The sequence below is a fragment of the Wukongibacter baidiensis genome, assembly GCF_050888315.1.
Taxonomy (GTDB): domain Bacteria; phylum Bacillota; class Clostridia; order Peptostreptococcales; family Caminicellaceae; genus Wukongibacter; species Wukongibacter baidiensis.
This window is the reverse complement of record NZ_CP138202.1, coordinates 5,581,397-5,601,641: the sequence shown is the minus strand read 5'-3', so window position 1 is coordinate 5,601,641 and position 20,245 is coordinate 5,581,397. Positions and strand designations below refer to the sequence as shown.

Annotated in this window: 21 protein-coding genes; 1 reads left to right on the top strand and 20 read right to left on the bottom strand. The window is 35.4% G+C overall.

The features are described from left to right. Positions 1-2: 2 nt before the first annotated feature. On the bottom strand, positions 3-509 hold the full coding sequence (locus tag R9X47_RS25310; RefSeq protein WP_432663898.1) for a flavin reductase family protein: 507 nt from the start codon (positions 507-509) through the stop codon (positions 3-5). 238 nt (positions 510-747) lie between these two features. Then, positions 748-1,101 (bottom strand): hypothetical protein, encoded by a 354-nt coding sequence (locus R9X47_RS25305; RefSeq protein WP_432663897.1) that lies wholly within the window; start codon positions 1,099-1,101, stop codon positions 748-750. 221 nt (positions 1,102-1,322) lie between these two features. Here R9X47_RS25305 and R9X47_RS25300 point away from each other — a divergent pair, with 221 nt between their 5' ends. Next, positions 1,323-1,859, top strand: coding sequence for a cob(I)yrinic acid a,c-diamide adenosyltransferase (locus tag R9X47_RS25300; RefSeq protein WP_432663896.1), 537 nt, complete (start codon positions 1,323-1,325; stop codon positions 1,857-1,859). Positions 1,860-1,948: 89 nt separating this feature from the next. Here the strand turns inward: R9X47_RS25300 and R9X47_RS25295 are convergent, their stop codons facing one another. From R9X47_RS25295 to R9X47_RS25210, 18 genes are all read right to left on the bottom strand, one after another. Then, positions 1,949-2,524, bottom strand: a complete 576-nt coding sequence (locus R9X47_RS25295; protein ID WP_432663895.1) for an ArsR/SmtB family transcription factor — start codon at positions 2,522-2,524, stop codon at positions 1,949-1,951. A gap of 332 nt (positions 2,525-2,856) precedes the next feature. Further along, on the bottom strand, positions 2,857-3,717 hold the full coding sequence (gene speE, locus R9X47_RS25290) for a polyamine aminopropyltransferase (RefSeq protein ID WP_432663894.1): 861 nt from the start codon (positions 3,715-3,717) through the stop codon (positions 2,857-2,859). Positions 3,718-4,053: 336 nt separating this feature from the next. Next, positions 4,054-4,941 (bottom strand): LiaI-LiaF-like domain-containing protein, encoded by an 888-nt coding sequence (locus R9X47_RS25285; protein ID WP_432663893.1) that lies wholly within the window; start codon positions 4,939-4,941, stop codon positions 4,054-4,056. A gap of 1 nt (position 4,942) precedes the next feature. Continuing rightward, complete coding sequence (locus R9X47_RS25280; RefSeq protein WP_432663892.1) at positions 4,943-5,374, bottom strand: PspC domain-containing protein; 432 nt, start codon at positions 5,372-5,374, stop codon at positions 4,943-4,945. A 401-nt stretch (positions 5,375-5,775) separates the two neighbouring features. After that, the gene (gene citX, locus R9X47_RS25275) at positions 5,776-6,285 is read right to left on the bottom strand and encodes a citrate lyase holo-[acyl-carrier protein] synthase (protein ID WP_432663891.1); all 510 of its coding nucleotides are present in this window, start codon (positions 6,283-6,285) and stop codon (positions 5,776-5,778) included. After that, the gene (gene citC / locus R9X47_RS25270) at positions 6,282-7,319 is read right to left on the bottom strand and encodes a [citrate (pro-3S)-lyase] ligase (RefSeq protein WP_432663890.1); all 1,038 of its coding nucleotides are present in this window, start codon (positions 7,317-7,319) and stop codon (positions 6,282-6,284) included. Before citC ends, citX begins: the two co-directional genes overlap by 4 nt. A gap of 4 nt (positions 7,320-7,323) precedes the next feature. Continuing rightward, on the bottom strand, positions 7,324-8,862 hold the full coding sequence (citF, locus tag R9X47_RS25265) for a citrate lyase subunit alpha (RefSeq protein WP_432663889.1): 1,539 nt from the start codon (positions 8,860-8,862) through the stop codon (positions 7,324-7,326). 227 nt (positions 8,863-9,089) lie between these two features. Next, entirely contained in the window at positions 9,090-9,962 is an 873-nt protein-coding gene (locus R9X47_RS25260; RefSeq protein ID WP_432663888.1) for an HpcH/HpaI aldolase/citrate lyase family protein, read from the bottom strand. A gap of 11 nt (positions 9,963-9,973) precedes the next feature. Further along, the gene (citD, locus tag R9X47_RS25255; RefSeq protein ID WP_432663887.1) at positions 9,974-10,237 is read right to left on the bottom strand and encodes a citrate lyase acyl carrier protein; all 264 of its coding nucleotides are present in this window, start codon (positions 10,235-10,237) and stop codon (positions 9,974-9,976) included. Continuing rightward, on the bottom strand, positions 10,224-10,802 hold the full coding sequence (locus R9X47_RS25250) for a Fe-S-containing hydro-lyase (RefSeq protein ID WP_432663886.1): 579 nt from the start codon (positions 10,800-10,802) through the stop codon (positions 10,224-10,226). Before R9X47_RS25250 ends, citD begins: the two co-directional genes overlap by 14 nt. Positions 10,803-10,813: 11 nt before the next feature. After that, complete coding sequence (locus R9X47_RS25245) at positions 10,814-11,656, bottom strand: fumarate hydratase (RefSeq protein ID WP_432663885.1); 843 nt, start codon at positions 11,654-11,656, stop codon at positions 10,814-10,816. Between the two features lie 17 nt (positions 11,657-11,673). Continuing rightward, the gene (locus tag R9X47_RS25240) at positions 11,674-12,927 is read right to left on the bottom strand and encodes a methylaspartate ammonia-lyase (protein ID WP_432663884.1); all 1,254 of its coding nucleotides are present in this window, start codon (positions 12,925-12,927) and stop codon (positions 11,674-11,676) included. A 25-nt stretch (positions 12,928-12,952) separates the two neighbouring features. Further along, entirely contained in the window at positions 12,953-14,404 is a 1,452-nt protein-coding gene (locus R9X47_RS25235) for a methylaspartate mutase subunit E (protein ID WP_432663883.1), read from the bottom strand. Between the two features lie 34 nt (positions 14,405-14,438). Continuing rightward, positions 14,439-15,827, bottom strand: a complete 1,389-nt coding sequence (gene glmL / locus R9X47_RS25230) for a methylaspartate mutase accessory protein GlmL (protein ID WP_432663882.1) — start codon at positions 15,825-15,827, stop codon at positions 14,439-14,441. Positions 15,828-15,844: 17 nt separating this feature from the next. Then, entirely contained in the window at positions 15,845-16,255 is a 411-nt protein-coding gene (glmS, locus tag R9X47_RS25225) for a methylaspartate mutase subunit S (protein WP_432663881.1), read from the bottom strand. A gap of 437 nt (positions 16,256-16,692) precedes the next feature. Then, the gene (locus tag R9X47_RS25220) at positions 16,693-17,658 is read right to left on the bottom strand and encodes a GntR family transcriptional regulator (protein ID WP_432663880.1); all 966 of its coding nucleotides are present in this window, start codon (positions 17,656-17,658) and stop codon (positions 16,693-16,695) included. Positions 17,659-17,790: 132 nt separating this feature from the next. Continuing rightward, on the bottom strand, positions 17,791-18,018 hold the full coding sequence (locus tag R9X47_RS25215) for a MoaD/ThiS family protein (RefSeq protein ID WP_432663879.1): 228 nt from the start codon (positions 18,016-18,018) through the stop codon (positions 17,791-17,793). Between the two features lie 213 nt (positions 18,019-18,231). Further along, positions 18,232-20,106, bottom strand: a complete 1,875-nt coding sequence (locus R9X47_RS25210) for an aldehyde ferredoxin oxidoreductase family protein (protein WP_432663878.1) — start codon at positions 20,104-20,106, stop codon at positions 18,232-18,234. Between the last annotated feature and the right edge of the window lie 139 nt (positions 20,107-20,245).

Sequence of the window (20,245 nt, the reverse complement as noted above, 5' to 3'; positions counted from 1 at the left end):
TATTACATTATATTCCATTTATGGTCTAATGTACACAATTTATCTGTAACTACTAATGGTTTTCCTTCTTTTTGTATATGGGCCATAATTACTTCGCCAATAAACACAGTATGGTCACCTGCTCCAAAAGATTCCATAAGCCTACATTCCAAATTGACTAAAGCATTTTTTATTAAGGGCGAAGAAATCAATGATGCCTTTAGCAACTCTATATTCCCCTGGGTAAGCTTGTCAACATCATAGGCACTATTAGTTCCGCAGAACAATGCCATTTCCTCACTTTCATCTCCAAGCACAGCTAAATTAAATTCTTTAGACTCAATTATCAGGTCATGTATAAATCTCTTTGGTGATATGCAAATCATAACAAGAGGCGGATCATTTGAAGCTCTAGTAACCCATGCAACGGTTGTAGCTCCCTTTATGCTTCCTCTTTGGCTAGTAACAATCGTCACCGGGTTAGCAATTCTTTTCAAAGCTTCTTTAATCATTTTTTCTTTCGTATCCATGGTGCATCCCCCTTTATCCTTTAGTTTAAGCTTAAGAGTTAATTTCACAACCTCATACTTCATAACCAAAACTTTTAAGGATTTGTCTTAATCCATGTATCACAGATCTTAAGCTTAGACTAGGTTATGGATATTAAAATTTGTCCCAATATTACATCTTACTTTTATCTATTTTCTTCACCAGCAGATAAAAATCCTATGAAATATTATAGATTTTTTTCATATCCTTAAACCTGGATTATTTAATTACTTTCATCGAATATCTTCTTTCTAGATAAGTAATCAATTCTCTTACCATATCATAATAATTCTTGTTGAGCACACTCCAGTCCCTCTGATAATTGGCATATATATATCTTTTAACGCTTAAAGATGGCATATATGGATTACCCAAGAAGTCTGTTTGATCCTTATACACACATAATCTAGATATTCTACCAGTTCCCTTACTTAAATCCTCAGGATTTATCCCATGCTCAACTTCATCCTTATGAACTAATGCAAACCAAGCGAAATTATCTATCTCACCTTTTATATACCCATGTTTACTATTACTTCTATCAACTTTTATATTATAATTATAATTAGACATTCAAATCCCTCCAAAATGTCTTTACTAAAATGTCTATGAAGTATGTATATATAATATTCTTCTCTTTAATAACAAGCTTATTCATATAATATTCACAACTGTGACATAATGTTCTACGAAGATACTGATAAGAATGAGTCTAACTTTTTGAATTTTTTAGAGAATAAACAATCTGCTTTTAGGGTAGTAATCTAATATGAAAGCAGATTGGAGGTAATATAATGAAAATATATACAAAGACTGGAGATAAGGGACAAACAAGCCTTTATGATAATACAAGAGTTGATAAGGATTCCATAAGAGTTGAAAGCTATGGAACTATAGATGAATTAAACTCTTATCTTGGATTTGCAAGAAATTTTATAGATGACAATAGTATTAATGAGATAGTTTTAAAAATACAGCGAGAGCTGTTTGATGTTGCCGGTGAATTAGCTACAAAAGATTCTTCTAAATTTCCAGAGAAGATTAACGAAAACCATATTAAGGAATTAGAAGATATAATAGACAACTATCTATCTAAGATGAATAAAGAACAACAGTTTAAATTTATAGTTCCTGGCAGTAACAAAGGCAGTGGTGCACTTCACATTGCAAGAACCATTTGCAGAAGAGCGGAAAGAAGGATAGTAACTTTATCTAGAGATGAAGAAATAAATCCTTTACTTGTAAAATACGTCAATAGATTATCCGATGTTATCTATACCTTAGCTAGATACTTAGAAACAACATTATCATATGTTGATTTTAATAAGTAGAACTCATAAAAATACCCGAAACACTCCAGGGCTGAACTCATAAAAGAACCTTATGAGTTCAGCCCCATTTTTTTAATGTTTAACACAGACTATTCGCTATCTTTTATTTTTATCATACTAGATAATAAGAAATATTTTTCCTTCCCCTCACTATCTTTCTTGGTATTAGCTTCACTTAATTCTCTAATATATTTTTGAAGATCTCGATACTGGTTTTGCGTCAAATATACATAGGATGACGTTAAGAAGCCATCTTCTGATTCTTTTGATTTGTAAACATTATCAGAGTCTAATTGTTCTAGAAATATTCTTTTGCCATCATCGAATACATTTGATATTAAGCCCTGGGTCTTATCTAAAAAGCTTTTAAACATTGGAGATTCTAAATTAGAATTTTTTACCGTAAAGGATTCTGCTGTAGGACTATAGTATTTAGCTATGATTCCATTAATATCTTTAGTATACATAAGCTCTAAGATTCCTATCTTCTCCATCTTTTTCACATGATAATGGACCTTTGCGGGAACTTCACCCATTTCATCGGCTATTTGTTTTACTGTAGCCGGTTCACCTAATAGATCAAAGCATCTCAAAATCTGTAACCTGTACGGATCTGAAAAAACCTTTATTTCCTCTAGAGAGGTTAGTGTTTTTATTTTTTTCACCTAATATCACCTCAGCAACCAATATACTTGTTATATTGATTATTTTTGTTTAAGTAGTCTTTACCTGTATTTAATTACTCATTTCCAGCTCTTTTTATATTAGCTGCATTTGATAAAATATCTACATTTATAGATACACTATGTACTAAAATAATTTTAACATTACTACAATTTTAATATAATAAAATATTTTCATCAATACCGTTTTTACTTTTTAATGCAAAATACTCAGAAATATAGCAATCCTTCATTTTGTTCAGATTTTTCTCCAAGAAATCACCTCAAACAAAAAATAATAGAGCGTAATTAACTCTATCATTTCTTTAACGACATTATTCTAATTCAAGATCTTCCTTCATAAAATTCGGAAGGCTAAAGCATGAATTGAATATATCACTATTTACATATTTAGTATTCTTAACTAACTTTTCAACATTGGCTTTTATCGGATCGTATTTAGATGACGCCAACGTAAAACTCCACATTCCACCTGGATAGCTTGGTACAACGGCCTTATATGTTCTTACAATTGGAAAATGCTTCTTTAATATATTATGAGTTTTCTTTAAAACATCTTTATGGAAGATAGGGGACTGACTTTGACAAACCATTATCCCATCATCTTTTAGTGAATTTTTCAAGCTAACATAAAAATCTTCTGAGAAAAGCACCTCTGCAGGGCCTATTGGATCTGAAGAATCAACTATTGCAATATCATAGTGTTTACTTTTTCCCTTTACAAACTTTATTCCATCTTCAAATAGAAAGTTAACCCTCTCATCCTCTGAAGAATTACCAGAGACAGCCTTGATATGCTCGATACATTCCGCTACAACAACTTTATCTATTTCAACCATATCTATTGATTTAAGATCTTTGTATTTAGTAAGTTCATTCACAACTCCACAATCTCCCCCACCAATCACTAATACATCTTGCGGATTATTATGAGTAACTACAGGAATATGAGAAATCATTTCATTATATATGTATCCATCTAGTTCAGTAGTCTGTATAACACCATCTAAAACTAGACAACGGCCAAAATCATGAGAGTCAATTACATTTACTTTCTGAAAGGGAGAATCCTTTGACGTGATAACTTCCTTTATTCTATAATGCAACTTCATATTGTCCCTTTCATCTTCTATTAACCAAGTTTCACCATTAACTTCTTTTAAAAATTTTTCCATAAGCTTTTATCCAGTCTACCTTTAACCAGAATAAACTCACCGCCTTTATATATTTTCATCATAATATTATATATTTCACATATTCTATATTTTACTCTATCTTTTGTCGAAATTTCAATTTTTTTTATATAGAAAATAGAAGACAAAACGCTGTCTTCTATTGAGACTGCCCAGAAACCCGAATTTCTTCGTTGTTGACTCAATCAAGAACCCTTACGTATGTCTGTATACGCTGCGGTCTCTTGCTTTCATCACGCCTCAAACTTCAGATTTCTGGGCAGTCTGTCATCTTGTAGACTTTGTCTACAAGATGAATAGAAGACAAGACACTGTCTTCTATTTCACTTTAATATTAAGATCCCCTATAGCCATATCAATATCTATATCAAGTTTTTTCTCTGCTTCTTCATAGTTTGGAGAAAAATAAAAACCATCTACCCTTTTCCATCCCAGGCTATTCAAATTAGTCTCTTTAATGAAACTATCAACATCAATTCGAACACCAAGATTTTCTGGAACAGTAATTTTAATGTCCGAGACTCCTCCATCAATATTAACAATTGCATGCTTAGCTTTATCTCCAAATATCAAGTCTAAATCCGATGCACCTATATCCATATCTAACTTTGCTAATTTTATATTGCTAAAGTCCATAGTTCCATCTGTTGCCCCTACATCAATATCTATATCCCATAGCAAATCATCATTGAGACTAAAATTATAATTGTGGGATTTTCCATTATTTATTTGAAAAGAAACCGATTCTTGTTCAATATCTATATTTACTTTGGTATTCCCATTAGTAAATTTCACATTTTTGGAAACTCTGGCATCAGGGATATTTGCATTTATTAGATTATCATCGGTTGAATCTATTCTAATATCTCCACCAACTAGTTTAAGATTCAATTCCCCAGTGGTAGTTTCAGCTCGATTTTCAATAGCCATATTGGAATCGGTATTTATCAGCGTGTCATTTCCGTATCTATATTGCTGATAAAATCCAAATGCTATTATGATGATAAAAAATATACCCCAAGTTAGATACCTAATTGAGCTTCTCTCTCTAAATATAATATTTATCCCAATCACAATCAATGTCACAGGCCACAGTCTGAACATTACATCAAATACAGACCAAGATATTATCTCTAGGTTAGTCATTAGCCAAAATAGACCTATAAAAATTAATAATAATCCCCCAGCAATCCCCCTGTTTTTCAAGCTAGTCTCTCTCCTTTCCTTTATATATAACATATCCTCCTACAATAATTAGAATAACAGGCCATAGCTTTCCAAAATCGAACCAATACACATACCTTTTAACCAAAAACAATACCCCTAAAGCTATTAAAATAGACCCCGCAAGGACTTTATTTTTTTCACCATCATTTTTCTCATCCTTAAAGTATTCTCCATCATAATTTTTAGCTCCAACAATATATTCTCCATCGTCTATTCCACCATTTAATCTAGAGCCCTCTGGAAATACAAATGCACATATAATATATGCAATAATCCCTGCACCCCCTAAAAAAGTGATTAATACCCATAAAATTCTTACTAGTGCTGTATCAATTGCAAAATAATCTGCAATTCCTCCACATACACCTGCAATCATTTTATCATCTCTTGATCGATATAATTTTTTTGACATTATAGCACCCCTTTTCAGCACTCTTCTAATTTTATTAATATTATTATTTAAAAATTTAATACCATACGTATAGAGCTAACACAGTAAAAATTAATTTCTAGATATTCAAACACTTAGCGCTTCCAAGAGCTTTGTACATATTTAAATTAGTAACTTTTACTGGATCTCTATACAACAAATATTTTATAAATTTATGTGGCCAATTACTATTATCTTTCGATTACAGTATAACATAAGCTATCTTGTTTTACAAGGTACTGGTCAAAAGAGAATCCTTAAAATATTCTTAACAGCCATAGGATTTACTATTTACGTGTTATAAGCAGGCTGTAATCCCCTTAAAACAGTTGATCTCATCATATCTACTCTAAGGGGACTTTTACTTTCACTATGCAATATACCTAAATCAAATCTATATTTTCATCTTTATGATTACTTATAGTCCAATTGATCTTTTCCAACAAATCTTTAATAGTATGGCTTTGGTCTTTCATACATATTCTCGCGTCGCCATTACAAATTATACACCCTCTAGGATGCTTACTTATATTTTCTCTCCCAATAGAGCTACCATCCTTTACATATATATCTATATCGAATATTCTTCCAAGAAGATGCCTTTCTTCTATAAAAACAGCCATATTCTTAGCTTTTAAAGGATCTTCTCTTAGTACCATAAGAATGCTACTTCCATCATGTCCATATAATTCTTCACATAACACTGACATCTCAGAAAATTCTAGACTTAGATAATCTCTTAAAGTTATAAAAGCCTTCTTAGATTCCATAGTATTCTTATCATTTCCTGGATAGTTTATTTTTCCACATAAAACAGGTAAATCAAACTCGTCTATAAGCTCTAATATCCTATAATATCGTTTTTCTCTATCCATTAAAATCTTATCTATCAATGTGGAGAATCACTCCTTTTGATTTTTTCAATGATTTTGTCAGCCTTACCTGATACCAAAAAACTGTAGGTTATTTCAGGTACAAGTTTCTTTACTTCTTGCCATTTCTCCATTTTTATAAGCCTTCTAACTTCCGACGCACTCACAGTCTTACCTTCATATTCTAACCTTGGAAGTTCCTTTACTGCTATTCCATCCTTAGTTAAAATTTCTTTCAAATTATTATTATAGTTATTAGTAACTTTACAAAAGGGCTCTGTGCCAACATATCTCTTACTTATATTAAAGACAGGTGCAATATACTTACTAAATATTCCCAGATCCAATTTCATATATGCCGAAAATCTAATATCTTCATCCCTTAAAAAGTAAGACGGAAAGGTTGCCGATGAAACAATGTAGTCCCCACCAGGTATAACATATACATTTTTAAGATCCTCTGTACCTTTCTTTACAAGGTTTAACCTCACATCAAAGGGAAAAAGAGATCGATCCTCTTCCACCACAAAGACTATAACCTCTTCGTTTTCCTTTGCAGCACTTTCAATAAGGTATCTATGCCCTAATGTAAAGGGATTACAATTCATTACTATTGCAGCTTTCGGGCTATCTCCTAGGCCACTCTTTTCAAACATTTCTTTTACATATTTTCTTACATATGCTGTGCCGCCTTCCAACAATACTACTTCATCGGTTGAGTAAACGTCTCTATATCCTAACCCTCTAAAAACACATGTGTTATTAGGCTTTGAAAAAACAAAGGTTTCAAATATTCCCTTATCAAAGAGATAGTTTGTCATATGAGTAATCAACCTAGAGGCTATTCCTTCTCCTTGATAGTTCTTATTGACCGCAAAGCATTTTAGTACTTTACCATCGCAGGAGCACGTACCAAGGATTTCGTCTTTATTCTTAAGGACTATTGTATACTCAACATCCTCATCTAAAAAAAGGTCAAAAGCCGAGAGGAATTCCTCAACCTTTGGCCTTTCAGCTTTATCTAAATTAATCTCTTCTATTTTAAAGTTATACATATTATCACTTAATCCTTCTGACAACATCTATTATAGTGCCGTCTCTATATTCAACCAAGGCCACAATACGCTCGTCAAATTCAACTTTTTCCGGTTTTCCAGTCATACTTTCAGCAATTTCCTTAAGCTTTTCTATAGGCATTATAGGCAAGTTTGCATTCTCTAGCTTTTCTAAGATGTCCTTCCTTAAAGGATTTATAGCAATACCTCTCTCAGTAACTAGAACATCTATACTCTCTCCAGGTGTAGTTACAGTCGTCACCCTATCTACAACGATTGGTAACCTTCCCTTTGTAAGCTGAGTCACGACAATAGACATTTTAGAGCCAGCAGCTGTATCGCTATGTCCACCAGATCCGCCCATGATTACACCACTTGACCCCGTAGTAACATTAACATTGAAGTTTGTATCTATTTCTGTTGCTCCTAGTATCATGACATCTAACTGATTAACTACAGCTCCCTTATTATGAGGATTTCCATACCTAGATGCCGACATCCCTTGATGCCTTACATTATTTCCATAAGATTCAACGGCTTTTAAATCAAAACATTGAACATCGAAGAGAGTTCTAAATAGTCCCTCTTCAAACATCTCTACTAAAAATCCCGTTATCCCCCCAGAGGCAAAACTTCCTTGTATATTCTTCTCTCTCATCATATCCTTTACATAGGCAGCTACAGCAAGGGAAGTTCCGCCCGCTCCCGTCTGAAAAGAAAATCCATCCTTTAATAGTCCTGATTTATCAATAATACTTGCAGCCATTTTCGCTATTTTCAGTCCAATGGGATCTTTAGTTATTTGAGTAGTTCCAGATACTATTCCCTTTGGATCTCCTATGGATTCAACCTTAACAATATAATCTATATATTCCTGTCCGATCTCAATAGGACATGCAGGATAATCTACAAGATTGTCAGTAACAGCCACAACCTTATCGGCATACATGGCATCAGGTATTGCATAGCCTAAGCTTCCACAGGCCGATTTCCCTTCTACTCCATTAATATTTCCATACATGTCACAGGTTGGCGATGCTATAAAGGCAACATCTATAGAAAGGTCTCCCGATTCTATTGACCTTGCCCTTCCTCCATGGGTATGCATAATAGCTGGGTACTTTAAATCCCCCTTCGATATAGCTTCTGCTACAGATCCTGATATATAATTTGCATATATCCCAATTACTGTACCTTCTTTTATATGTTTAATCAGTGGCTTATGAATGGGGAAAATAGAACTAGCTGCAACCCTAATATCTCTTATTCCTATCTTAGAGATTTCATCTAAAACCATATTCAAAACATAATCACCATTACGGAGATGATGATGGAAGGATATCGTCATACCATCCTTTATCTCGCATCTCTCTATCGCTTCCCTTATAGATTCCAAGACTTTATTTTTCCCTGGGAGTACGCTATTTACATTCACCTTGGTTCTTTGTATTTTTCCAAGATTTGCAAAGGCTCCCTGGAAGAGCTTTACTTTACCGTGCCCATCTATATATTCAGGAATACCTCTTCCTAGTATGTTTTTCATAATCCTCACCTCTCATGAGAATAAATAGAAAAGATAAGGCAATCCTTTGAACAATTTTGTTTAGAAAACTTGATGAGTGTAGTGCAAAAATCTGTTAAGAATCATGATTTTTTGAGCGTAGCGAGTTTTCATGATTTAAGATTTTTTCATGGAACGAATCTTAGTTTTCTCAAAATTTTCATCAGATTAACGTTCTTTTCTATTTATTCGATTACATACCCTCTCATTTAAATCAAACCACTAAGCTTTGCTTTATTTATAATCGTCCTTGCTCTGGTAATTATAGGTGCATCAATCATTTTGCCATCTAGAGAAAATACTCCCTTTCCTTCCGTTTGGGCCTTTTCCATGGATTTGATTACCCTCTGGGCATATCTAATTTCCTCAGCAGAGGGTGCGAAAACCTCATGTATTGTATCCACCTGTCTAGGATTTATAGCTGCCTTACCGGTCATACCTAAGGACTTAGCCTTCTTTATATCACATAGAAAGGCTTCATTATCATCAAGGTCTACGAAGGGGGTATCTATAGCATCAACTCCATAGGCTCTGCAGGCAGCCGCTATTTTGTTTCTCGAATATAATATTTCTTCACCTAATTTTGTTCTATTTATTCCAAAGTCAGCAGTCAAGTCCTCTGCTCCTAGTAGTACTCCTACGACTCTAGTAGATGACCTTATTATGCTGTTTACATTTTCAAGACCATATGCTGTTTCAATCAGTGGAAAAATCTTTATACTATCAGCTTCAAGCCCCTCTTCAGTCTCTATTTTTGAAAGTAGGCTACATACACCTTTTACGTCTTCCTCTGTGGCTTTAGTAACCATTAGGGCGTGAGGTTTCATCCTCGCAACTTCATCGATATCTTTTTGAGCAAATTCAGAGGTATAGGGATTTATTCTTATTACAACTTCAGTATCATAGAAGTCGATATTTTTTAAAGCATTCCTAACTAGTATCCTCGCAGAGTCCTTTTCCTCAATACTAACTGCATCTTCAAGATCAAGTATAACACTGTCAGCACCGAAAACTCCTGCATTCTGAAGCATTCCAGGATTGTTTCCAGGTACAAAAAGCATGGTTCTTCTGAGTTCTTCCATAAATTCACCCCTTATATCGCCCTCTTTATAGCGGTTTCCACCCTTGCCTTTATAGTATAATCAAGGGCTCCCCTATCCTTTGCAACAATGTGAACATCCTTAACCTCAAGTATCTCCAGCGTCTCTTCAATAACTCTTCTAATCTGGTTTCCAAACTGTTTAATTACAACGCTCTCAAGATTAATCATAATTCCACCGTTCTCATTTGGATAAACCATAACATATATATCATTAGACTCCATAGTTCCTGCCCTAGCCGCTTTATTTATCTTCAACTATACCACCTCTTAGCATATCAAGATACTCTCTTTGACCGATATCATAATAATCGTTTCCTTCACAATCAACAACAACTACTAATGGAAAATCCTCAACATACAGCTTTCTAATAGCCTCTGCCCCTAAGTCCTCATAGGTTACAATCTCAGCAGCCTTTACACACTTTGCTATAAGTGCAGCTGCTCCTCCTATAGCCGCAAAATAAATTCCTTTGTTTTCTACTATGGATTCTATTACCTCTTTATTTCTCAATCCTTTACCAATCATTCCCCTTAGTCCTTTTTCTAATAAAGCTGGAGTATAGGGGTCCATTCTATAGCTTGTTGTTGGCCCTGCCGATCCTATAGGTTGACCTTCTTTAGCAGGAGATGGCCCAACATAATAAATAACTTGATTCCTTAAATCAATTGGTAAATCCTCATTCTTTTCTATGAGTTCAACAAGCCTTTTATGGGCTGCATCTCTAGCTGTATATATAGTTCCAGTTAAGAGCACATTGTCTCCAGCCTTAAGACTCCTAATCTTCTCTAATGTCAATGGCGTCCTTATTCTTTTTATCATAGATACCCCTCCTATAAATAGGCTTCCATATGCCTTGTGGCATGGCAGTTTATATTTACAGCTACAGGTAATCCAGCTATATGAGTTGCATAGGTTTCAACATTTACTGCTAAAGCCGTTGTTTTTCCTCCAAATCCCTGGGGGCCTATCCCTAAAGCGTTGATTTCTTTTAGAAGATCCTCTTCAAGACTGGCATAATAGGCCTTTTCATTTCTTACATCTGTCGATCTCATTAAGGCCTTCTTTGCTAAAATAGCCGCCTTATCAAAGCTTCCTCCTATTCCAACCCCTACTATAATTGGAGGACAGGGATTTGGCCCAGCTTCCTTAACGACCTTTAAGACAAAATCCTTTACCCCTTGTAGACCATCGGCAGGTTTAAGCATTTTAAGCTGGCTCATATTCTCACTCCCAAAACCTTTTGGAGCAACAGTAATCTTTAAGGTATCATCCTTTACGATCTGATAATGTATAATAGCCGGGGTATTATCCTTTGTGTTTACTCTTTCAAGCGGGTCACTAACTACGGATTTTCTTAGGCTACCATCTCTATACCCCTGCCTTACTCCTTCATTAATAGCGTCCTCTAAACCTCCACCAACCACATGGATATCTTGGCCTATTTCAACAAAAACAACTACCATTCCTGTATCTTGGCACATTGGTCTGTTTTCCTCATCTGCGATATCGGAGTTTTCGATTAGTATGTCAATTATGTTTTTCGCAACGGGAAACTGCTCTTCTTCCTTTGATTTTATAAGTCTCTTTTTAACATCTTCAGGCAAATAATAGTTAGCATCAATACAGAGCTTTTTTACCATTTCAGTAATTTTAGAAATGTGAACCTCCCTCATTCAATTCATCTCCCATTTTACGCCGTTCTTCTATTTCTGGCATTTGATAATGCAATCACTCTATTCATTTCATTAAATACAATCATATACCCTTCATCGACACCCATCCCAGGCTTCGCTAGGCATTGATCTGCACCACAGGCGATTGCAATATTTGTACAAACCTGAGCTGATCTATCGGTTTCATTACAGGTTCCTCCACAGTAGGCTCCGATTTCCCTTTGTTTACAATATAAAATTGCCTCCACAATATTATTGACACCACCGAGATCTGGAGTTTTTATTTGAATCATATCAGCTGCACCTTCATCGGCAAATAGCTTAATGTCTTCGAATGTATTACACCACTCATCGGCAACAAGCTCAACCTTTGTTCCATTTTCCTTTAGTCTTCTTCTCAATTCCTTTAATGCTTTTACTTGTCCGTTCCTATTTTCTACATCCATTGGTCCCTCAATTCTTAGCTTATAAGGAGCAGCTGCTCTTTCCAATTCTTCTAAATACCCTGCCATTTTGTCGCAATCATTGTCAAAGGCTATTCCAATAGTTCCATAAACATCGATATGCATAACAGTTGACTTACTATCATCGGTATTTAACTCGTTAATCCTATCCCTTAACCATGCAACATATTCCTTTAAGTGCTCTCCTTTTTCCCCAAGCTTAGTTTCGACATTATTTATCAAACCATGGGGTAAAACTTCCGCTCCCTTTATAATCATCTTATCAACATTACTATACCTATCATCACCAGATTGTGTAAAGATTGGAATCCTTTCGAATTGAACCTCAGTATTATATTCTTCTTTAATAACTTCTGCCATAGTCATTCTCTTTGCCTTCGCTGCTGCATCAAGTATAGCCTGAGTCACACCATACCTAAGGGCTGTATGAAGTCTTTTACCATCTATCTCCGTTTCATCAACCTCTTCTGCCAAATCTTTAAAGCTATTAAGTTCTTTTCCCTTTAATTTAGGTGTAATGTACTCATTAATAATTGGGATAAAATCCTTCGCTAGGAATAAGGGGTCCCTTCCTCCTGCTCCAGAGTATTGAACTGCTGCACAATCTCCGTAGGCTACCTGCCCATCTTCAAGTACAATCATTACGGATATAGATTCCCCAGCCTGCCTTATACTTGTAAACCCTTCTGTAATTGCTTCACCTATATAGGTAAAACCATCGTGCTTTGCTCCGCCCTTTATCGCCCTCTGATCATCGAAGTAAAATCCTGTTTTTCCCTCTGAACATATCACATCAATAATTTTCATCCTTTAAACCTCCAGACATACAAGTTTATTTCTCTGGTCTTCCTACTAGAACGCCCTTACTAATCGCATAGATATCGTCAACAACCATTTGAAAGCTAACATTCCTCTTTTCATATTTTCCACGGGCTTCTAATAGCTCTCTATTTTGATTTTTAATCGCCTTATTCATCGGAACATTTCCAAACTCTAGATATCTTACTGCTCCATTATTATCCCGAGCCGGAAGTATTTTTCCTGCATTAAACTTACTTGGAGCAAAGGGAATATCTAAAATTCCTGCTTTGAAGGCCTCTACCGTTCCAACTGCAAGATCACCCTTACCAAGCTCAAATACTTTATTCAATATACATTTAGTCTCTTCTTTGATAATTTCTATTTCTAGTTTAAGATCCTTAGACCCCGGGAGCCTCTGACCCCTTAAGAGGTTGAGTACTTGTTTCGTTGCTTTTATCCCTTGAACATTTGCTTCCATCGTAGGAATTCCTACAGCCTCATGTGGAGTTTTAACAATTACCTTAGTTGCTCCTGCAAGGGCTGCTGCCGCTGCACCGGAGGATATAACTCCAAAGGCCTTTGACTCGTCGGCTGGGAATCCTCCCATCCATTGATGAAGAACTGTTGTTAACTCTACTTCATATCCATATTTCTCAAAATACCCTTCAGCTTGGGTCTCTAGTGCCCTTATGGCTGCCACATCTTGAATCAGGTTACCGCATTGACCATAGCCCAAGGTTATATTCTTTACTCCTTGCTCAGCTGCAAGCAACCCTTCTATAATAGCCACTGCATTTGACATACTCGGAGGCACTAAGGTCCCTGTCAAAGGCCCAAAGGGCTCTCTGTTTATCTGCACTCCCATTTCTTCATAAATTCCCGTCAATCTATCACAATACTGCCAGTCAAGTAGCGTCTTTTCTAGACTTACACTTTTAGCATAGGGAATATTGTAGGATATTCCTCCACCTTCATTTGATGTCCATCCACTCGAATGGATAATTTCCGTTAATAACCTTGCATCTGGAGTCCCGTGTCTTGCTTGAAGGGGTCTATCTACAGATTCTAGAACCCTTCTGGAGTTCATTACACCGTGATTTACAACGGGAAATCCATTTAACATAGAGCGATTGGCCTTTATGCTTTCTTCTATTCCAACCTCACATTCGTTGTATCTATTTTGTCTAGTATAACTATCTATAGTAGATGGTAATAGATCCGCACCACCTTCATTCTGAAGATATTGTAGTAATTTTATATGTTCATCAACAAGTGCAACTCCAGCCCTCGGTTGTGTTAGAGTTATTCCTTCATCCTTGGCTTTCTTCAATACTAAGCAGAAATTCTTTTGTTCTGGTAATTTTTTCAAATAATCGACAGCACCTTGAAGGTCTACATCCTTTCCAGTAGGCCAATGTTTCAAAACATCTTCCCTTACTTTAAAAAACTCTTCTTCTGTCCACTTCTTATTTTTAAGATTCATAATAAACCTCCATATTAATTCTCCAGAATTTTTTTTACACTCTTACAAGGTGCTTTTTTAATATTCTTATTGCATGATCAGGATACTTTTCTGCCAATAATCCCATTGCAGAAAGTATATAGGTTTTATCAACCAAAATCTCAGGACTTTTGGGTTTTAATAGGTGAGGATTTTCTTCACAGAACAGCCCTCCATTTAGGATTTTTCTCGGATTACTGCTGTGTGTTAAAACCCCTCCCGTACCGATTAAGTATTTAGTATTCTGAAGGTCCTTTCCCTCCTGTAGATATATAACCCCCATAGGTGAATATTCTTTTTCTATAGCACCAGTATGTCTATCCATTGAAATCTTTGTAGCCGCATATCCTAAAGCTTCATCAAACAGTATTTCATCGTGAGTTTTGGAAACCGTATTTATGTTTTGACTAAGATACTCACATCTCTTTTTAGCATCATACTCCGCACTTTGCATAATATTATTTACTAGTTTAGCCCCCGCTGATTCCCAGAGAGCTAAGGCACTTACCCTCATCCCCAGATCACCTTCAACCGTCCTTTTCTCATAGGGTTCTTCAAGCCCCCTCACCGTTACGTTGGATTTGCTAGGCTCTCCCCTACCGATTGAATGGATATCTGTTGTTGCACCACCAATATCTACTACCAATAAATCTCCTAGACCCTCTTCACGATCAGTTCCATCGGCCAAGACCTTTGCGGCCTTTAGAACAGCCGAAGGAGTAGGCATTAAAATTCCACCGATAAAGTTCTCAATCTTCTCCATTCCCTTAGCCTTTACGATTTCATCCATAAAGAATTGTCTAATGGCCTCCCTTGCAGGCTGAACATCTAGAAGATTCATCTTAGGCATTACATTCTTAGCAATTTTATAGGGAACATTTTCTTTTTTAAAAATATCTTCAACTGCATCAACTGCTTTTTTATTTCCCGCCACAACAACGGGTATATTTTTTATATAGGAGGCAATAAGATTTGCGTTATGTATAATGCAGTCTTTATTTCCACCATCTGTTCCTCCTGCCAGCAAAATCATGTCAGGCCTCATAAGCTCAATCTCTCTAATCTCGCTCACACTTAATTCATAGCTATATGTTCCTAATAGTCTAGCTCCAGCACCTAGGGCTGCTCTTTTTGCCGCCTCCGATGTAAGCTCCGAGACCAACCCAATAGCTACCATCTTTAATCCTCCTGCAGCACTACTACAGGCCAACCTATCAATAAAATTGATATCTACTCTATTTAGTTCCATTTTTAGCATCCTATAGGCCTCATTAAACCCAATCATCAAATCAGTATCAGCAGTAGTTAAGGCCTTTGCAGTTGCTAGAATCCTCTCGTTATCAATATCGACAGCCGTAACCTTTGTATATGTACTGCCTATATCTACAAGTAATATCGCATCCATTCTATCACCTTCTAACCCTATGCAATACCTAGGTCCATTTTCAAATGGTTAATCGATATTTCCGGGGATGTTCCAGGTCCATATACTCTATCAAATCCCATATCTTTAAATCTTTTTTCAACCTCTTCGAAATCTTGCTTTCCTACAACGATGTTGCCTCCGACATATAATAAAATATCATCTAATCCTGCTTCCCTACATTTTTCTCTTAAACCTCTACAATCAATTTCTCCATGGCCGTAAAGTGAAGATACAATGATAGCTTCTGCATTTGTTTCAATGGCTGCATTGATAAAGTCCTCTTGAGGACTTAGTACTCCAATATTTACTACATTAAATCCTGCTTCGCTAAAGGCGAAGTCTAAAATCTTGTTTCCAACTGCATGACAATCTGCTCCTATAACGCCTATTACTATTGTCTTTTTCATCAGCTATCCTCCCTAGATAAAAATTCTACTATCAAGATATTTTTCTTGGTCCATTATCACCAAAATGGATTTTTGGACCAATCCATTTTTATGAATTATAACACATTTATTTATACTTTGCACTATTTTTTATACATATTTTTTGAGTTTTTATTTTAACAATCAAAAATGAAATTCTCATGTCAACTCCTTGCATTTTCAACAACTATACCATTTGAACAACAATATACATTATACTTCATACATTTAGCTTATTGTATATTATTATACAAATTTATAAGTATTTATTAATACTCTTTAATAAATACACACAAAAGTCCAATGGTCCATTTTGTATATTTTATATGTCCAATTTCTATAAACAGGAGGTAAAATTTCATTAAAAATAAAGAAGGAGGAAGCCGTCCTAAAAGACTGCTTCCTCCTTCTTTATTTTATTATCTATCTTCCATAGCTTCTATAATCTTTGTCATTATTGCTTTGACTGAATTTTCATCAAGAATATGATCGAATCTTATTATATCTTTTCCTTCTCCTACAAGCTTCTTTATTTCATCATATCTTCCTGGAGATACTATTATTACATCGGATTCTTCAATAAGTTCTAAAATTTCGTCATTCTCTTTACTAGTTGAATTTTTAATATCTACACCCTTCAATCCAGCTGATTTCAATGCCTGTTCAACCTGCAGACAGAATCTCTTGGATAAACTGATAAGTCCGTATTTTGTTCCTTTCGGATATTTAGCTATTTTCACAATAGTTTCCAGACTAGGATTTACCGCCACACCAAATATTTCTTTATTATCATCTAATAGATTCTTTATTTCATTTACATGACTAAAGGGTGTTATTACTATTCTGTGATCTTCGATCACTTTTTCAATCATTTCATCCCTATCCATTACCTGTGAAATAGTTAAAGGAATCAGATTGAGGTTAGTAATATTACTAAGCTCCCTAGCAAATAATTTAGCTTGCTCAACATTACATTCAATAAATAGAACGCTTACATTCTTCATTATTTCTTCCTTTTCCTTTACCCGTTCTTGTACAAGGTCAAGAAATTCTTCCGTATCTAATCCTATTTCTAAAGCTTGGTCCAGAGCTAAGTCAATTATTTTTAATACCTTGTCCTTTGTAGTCTGATCTTTCCAAATATTTTCTCCTTCAGCCACAAAGGTCCCTTTACCTTGATAGGATATCAAGATTCCTTCCTGCTCCAATATGTTATATGTATTACTAATTGTGTTACGGCTTATATTTAGCTTCTGAGCCAATTCTCTCTCAGTTGGTACCTTATCACCTATTTTGAGTTTACCATTCGTTATCTCATCTATTATTTGGTTTTTCACCTGAAGATAAATAGGAATTCTACTTTTTCTATCTATCTTAATTTTCATTAGAACACCCCGCAATGTGATAATATAAGTATTTGTCCTCTTACTTATATTATCATATTGAGAAAAAATATTTAAATATTTTCCTCAATCTGCACTTATTTTAACTAAAAAGTAATATCTTTAAAACAAAATCTATCCTCCTCCAAATATAGGAAATATTTCAATCACATCCCCATCTCTCACATCATCTTCTTCAGCAGCTAAATCAGAGTTTAGAAGAATTATTCCAACTTCTCCAGGGATTACTTTATACATCTTCAATATATCCTTGACTTTATAATTTTCCTTAAACTCTAATTCTGATATTTCTTTATTGTTATTAAGTCTTTTTAGAATTGAATTAAACTTAATAGTTATCAAGCTTATCACCTCCAAATACAAGATTATTATACCTAGAGTATAGACATTTTAAACTCAAATAAAAACTCAGGACATCGAGCCTCTTCATTTTGGTCAGATTTCTCTTCAAAAACGACCTCAATTACCTACAGCCCTATAGTTATTATTTCTATAATGACCATAGGGCTGTCTTTCATAAAGTGATTATTCTTTTACCTAATGATTTCGATTCGTTTAACTCTCTATATTAAGCTCTAATAACTTACCTTTAGTCGGTACTCCTTCATCGTCCCAGCCCATCATCGAATAGTATATCGATATTGCTTCTTCAAATTCTTCTTTAGAAATATTATTCCCTTCAAGCCTTCCATTTTTTAAGCCTTCAAACAGTCTATCGGGAAGTGTATCGTCTTTTTTGGTAAAGCCTTCTCTTAAATTGAATAACCTTGCCATATTAATGGTCCTTTCACCGGATATCATTAACTCCCAAAGACTTGTTTCCCAGCCCGTTGCAGCCTTTACTAACGCAACAACATCTTCCACTGGCATTGCCCCCCTCGGAACAGGTACAAAATCACAAATACCAGTCATATTAAAGAAACTCCACCACTTTTGAAGATAAACAAAGGCTCTAACCTTTTTCCATGATAGGTCTAACGCATCTATAGGCTCTATTATTCCAAACGGTTTAACACTATCTAAGGTAAAACCTTTTTTACTGAATAGTGTATCATGTCCAATCACCATATGATCTGCCCCGGTTTCACATACAGCATAGCCTATGCCGACGCCCACTTTCCCCCTTGGTTCATGCATAGCCAACTCCTGTCCTTTTACACACAGGACAAATTTTTCGGCACCATTACCTAGCTTTCTTGCAGCAACTTCAGAGCCTTCAGCCAGTAGGTCTCCTATGCCTTCTCTCTTAGCTATCTTTTCAATCATTTCTAAAATACTCTTTTTGTTTCCAAAGGAAAGATCTATACCATCAAGTTCGTTTTGCGAAATAATATTATTCTCATAGCATTCCATGGCGAAGGCGATTGACATGCCTGTACTGATTGTATCTATACCGAATCTATTACAAAGTTCGTTAGCCTTAGCGACAACTTCTAGGTCGTCATTTTCACAGAGGGAACCAAAGGCTGCCACGGTCTCATATTCAGGACCACCATATTTCCCATCAACACTAATATCCTCACCTTGAACTTCTACCTTTCTCTTACACCTTACCGCACAGGCAAAACACCCCACTCTTTTTTTGAGCATTGTATCAACCATTACCTCAGCACTTATCTTATCTGCATTTTGGAACTCTCCGTCATTAAAGTTTCTTGTAGGCAATATTCCTCCCGCGTTATTCCCCATAACACCGGCAGGAGTTCCATATTCATATAAACCTCTTGTCAAAGGATTTTCCATGTAATAACTTAAAAATGATTTGCTTATCTCGCTTATCTTTTCACTATCATGGACAGGAATTTTATTATTCCCCTTCACTACAACGGCTTTTAAGTTCTTAGACCCCATTACTGCACCAAGTCCATTTCGCCCATTTGCATGTTTTAAGCCATTTAAGATACATGCATACTTTACTAGGTTCTCCCCTGCAGGCCCAATTTGAAGAACTTTAACTGATTTATCTCCAAGCTCATCAAATAATAGTTCTTGAGTTTCACCAGTTTCCTTTCCCCAAACATGTCCAGCATCTCTTATTTCTACTTGTTCGTCCTTTATATAAATATATACTGGTTTATCTGCTTTCCCCTCAATAATCAAACCATCAAAGCCTGATTTTTTAAGTTCAGGTCCCCAAAATCCACCGGCTTCCGATTGTCCATATCCACCTGTCAATGGAGATTTTGCTCCAACTGCAAATCTAGGTACACCTGCAACGGGTAACCCCGTTAGAATCCCTGCTGCAATAATAAGCTTATTCTCTTCACCAAGAGGGTCTATGCCCGGCTCTAACTCCTTTAAAAGATAGTGGGCAATAAAACCTTTACCTCCCATGTAGGTTCTATAAAATATATCACTCGGCTCTTCGATTTTTATACTTTCATCAGTAAGATTTATTCTTAATATTTTTCCTAAATATCCACAACTCAAAACCTAAGTCCCCCCTTAACAAATATCTCATATAAATTTAGTATATCATTATTTCAAAAATGTTCTACCATTTAGGTAAATTATTTCTATCAAGTCTATATATAATAGAAGAGGGTGTTTCAGAATGAATTTCTGCGTT

Coding starts and splice junctions, on each gene's coding strand:
- R9X47_RS25310 (WP_432663898.1), bottom strand. CDS start 509: ATGGATACGAAAGAAAAAATGATTAAAGAAGCTTTGAAAAGAATTGCT.
- R9X47_RS25305 (WP_432663897.1), bottom strand. CDS start 1,101: ATGTCTAATTATAATTATAATATAAAAGTTGATAGAAGTAATAGTAAA.
- R9X47_RS25300 (WP_432663896.1), top strand. CDS start 1,323: ATGAAAATATATACAAAGACTGGAGATAAGGGACAAACAAGCCTTTAT.
- speE (WP_432663894.1), bottom strand. CDS start 3,717: ATGGAAAAATTTTTAAAAGAAGTTAATGGTGAAACTTGGTTAATAGAA.
- R9X47_RS25280 (WP_432663892.1), bottom strand. CDS start 5,374: ATGTCAAAAAAATTATATCGATCAAGAGATGATAAAATGATTGCAGGT.
- citC (WP_432663890.1), bottom strand. CDS start 7,319: ATGTATAACTTTAAAATAGAAGAGATTAATTTAGATAAAGCTGAAAGG.
- citF (WP_432663889.1), bottom strand. CDS start 8,862: ATGAAAAACATACTAGGAAGAGGTATTCCTGAATATATAGATGGGCAC.
- R9X47_RS25260 (WP_432663888.1), bottom strand. CDS start 9,962: ATGGAAGAACTCAGAAGAACCATGCTTTTTGTACCTGGAAACAATCCT.
- R9X47_RS25250 (WP_432663886.1), bottom strand. CDS start 10,802: ATGATAAAAAGAATAAGGACGCCATTGACATTAGAGAAGATTAGGAGT.
- R9X47_RS25245 (WP_432663885.1), bottom strand. CDS start 11,656: ATGAGGGAGGTTCACATTTCTAAAATTACTGAAATGGTAAAAAAGCTC.
- R9X47_RS25240 (WP_432663884.1), bottom strand. CDS start 12,927: ATGAAAATTATTGATGTGATATGTTCAGAGGGAAAAACAGGATTTTAC.
- R9X47_RS25235 (WP_432663883.1), bottom strand. CDS start 14,404: ATGAATCTTAAAAATAAGAAGTGGACAGAAGAAGAGTTTTTTAAAGTA.
- glmL (WP_432663882.1), bottom strand. CDS start 15,827: ATGGATGCGATATTACTTGTAGATATAGGCAGTACATATACAAAGGTT.
- glmS (WP_432663881.1), bottom strand. CDS start 16,255: ATGAAAAAGACAATAGTAATAGGCGTTATAGGAGCAGATTGTCATGCA.
- R9X47_RS25220 (WP_432663880.1), bottom strand. CDS start 17,658: ATGAAAATTAAGATAGATAGAAAAAGTAGAATTCCTATTTATCTTCAG.